Here is a 1833-nt window from a genome sequence, read left to right on the forward strand (position 1 = left end):
CCGGACTCAAAACGGGGACGATCCGCGCGATGGCCGGTTCGGGCTCGGTGGTGACCTCCGCCGGTCTGGTGTTCGCCGCGACCATGGCCACGTTCACGTTCAGCCCGCTGCTGGTGATGGCCCAGGTGGGTACGACGATCGCGCTGGGTTTGCTCTTCGACACCTTGATCGTGCGGTCGTTCATGACGCCGTCGCTGGCTACCCTGCTCGGGCGCTGGTTCTGGTGGCCGCAGCACGTGCGTCCACGACCCGCCAGCACCATGCTGCGACCGTACGGACCGCGTCCCGCCGTGCGCGACTTGCTCCTCAAGAACGTCGACGAGCACCCGCCGGGCGGAGTGGTACAGCCGCGCTGATCTCACGAGGTGCGTGAGTGCCGTGGTGCGCGCTGGCGTGGTCGAATTGCGACCGGCCACTGCCAGGAGTTTTGTGGAGCCGATGACGGGAATCGAACCCGCGTATTCAGCTTGGGAAGCTGATGTTCTGCCATTGAACTACATCGGCGGTGTTGCTCCGAAAGGCTAGCATCCGCTGCCGGGGCCGGGCCGTCGGTCGGTCGTCGGGGCAACCCAGAGTAGCCGTTCGAGTCGCGCCGGCTGAGCACGCCCCGACACTGACGGCGCGATGTTTACCCTTTCGTGATAATTCGTTATCTCGTAAGGTGCCTCCTTGTGGGCAGGCACGAATTACCCAGGGCGCGCCGCAAGTCGGCAACGCTCCTGGCAGCGGTGGCCGCCCCCGCCGTCGTCTTCTTAGCGGCGAGCGCCGATGCGTACCCAAGCGCCGCGCGTGAGGTCGTCGCCGAGCCGGTCGTGGCCGACGCCGAACCGTGCTGTTTCGAGGTGGTGGCGGCGATGCCGGCCCCGGGAACGGCCGGTGACGGCGCGGCCCGCGCCGAGTTCGCCGCCGCGTCCCGCTACCACCGGCAACCCAGATTCTTGCCGGCCGGTGTCGCACCGGAGCATGGCCTGCAGGTCAGGACCATTCTGGCGGCCCGCGCCATCAGCGCCGAGTTCCCCGAGATCCACGAAATCGGGGGGGTGCGGCCGGATCCGCTGCCCTGGCATCCCAACGGGCTGGCGATCGACGTGATGATCCCCGACCCCGGCAGCGCCCATGGCATAGCGCTGGGCAACCAGATCGTCGCGTTCGTGCGCCGCAACGCCCGTCGATTCGGCATGCAGGACGCCATCTGGCGCGGCGTCTACTACACGCCCAACGGCGCGCAACCGAGCAGGCTGGGCCACTACGACCACGTCCACGTGACCACCACCGGCGGCGGATATCCCACCGGCCGTGAGATGTACCTGCGTTGAGCCGGGGCCGCCTCGGGCGGCAGATAGGCTCTGCGGATGCTGCTCTCCGATCGTGACCTGAGGGCCGAAGTCGCCGCCGGCCGGCTAGGCGTCGACCCGTTCGACGACAGCCTGGTGCAGCCCTCCAGCATCGACGTCCGCCTCGACCGCCTATTCCGAGTGTTCAACAACACCCGCTACACCCACATCGACCCCGCCAAGCAGCAGGACGAGCTGACCAGCCTGGTCGAACCCGACCCCGGCGAACCGTTCGTGCTGCACCCCGGCGAGTTCGTGCTCGGCGCGACGCTGGAACTCTTCACCCTGCCCGACGACCTCGCGGGACGTTTGGAAGGCAAATCGTCGCTGGGCCGCCTGGGCCTACTGACGCACTCGACGGCCGGGTTCATCGATCCGGGTTTCAGCGGCCACATCACGCTTGAGCTGTCCAACGTCGCCAACCTGCCGATCACCCTGTGGCCGGGCATGAAGATCGGCCAGCTGTGCATCCTGCGGCTGACCAGCCCGGCGGAACACC

The 1833-nt window shown here is 67.9% G+C and carries 3 protein-coding genes and 1 tRNA gene; 3 read left to right on the forward strand and 1 reads right to left on the reverse strand.

All coding sequences use genetic code 11. The features are described from left to right. Window positions 1-356 (forward strand): MMPL family transporter (locus AC2VOR_RS16205; protein ID WP_486964116.1); only part of this gene is annotated, 356 nt, incomplete at its 5' end. Window positions 357-430: 74 nt separating this feature from the next. Here the strand turns inward: AC2VOR_RS16205 and AC2VOR_RS16210 are convergent. After that, window positions 431-504 (reverse strand) — tRNA-Gly (locus AC2VOR_RS16210). 167 nt (window positions 505-671) lie between these two features. Here AC2VOR_RS16210 and AC2VOR_RS16215 point away from each other — a divergent pair. Both AC2VOR_RS16215 and dcd read left to right on the forward strand, forming a co-directional pair. Then, window positions 672-1316 (forward strand): VldE C-terminal domain-containing protein, encoded by a 645-nt coding sequence (locus AC2VOR_RS16215; protein ID WP_486964117.1) that lies wholly within the window; start codon window positions 672-674, stop codon window positions 1314-1316. Between the two features lie 36 nt (window positions 1317-1352). Then, window positions 1353-1833 (forward strand): dCTP deaminase (gene dcd / locus AC2VOR_RS16220; protein ID WP_486964118.1); only part of this gene is annotated, 481 nt, incomplete at its 3' end.

Source organism: Mycobacterium sp. TH-M103 (genome assembly GCF_057473785.1).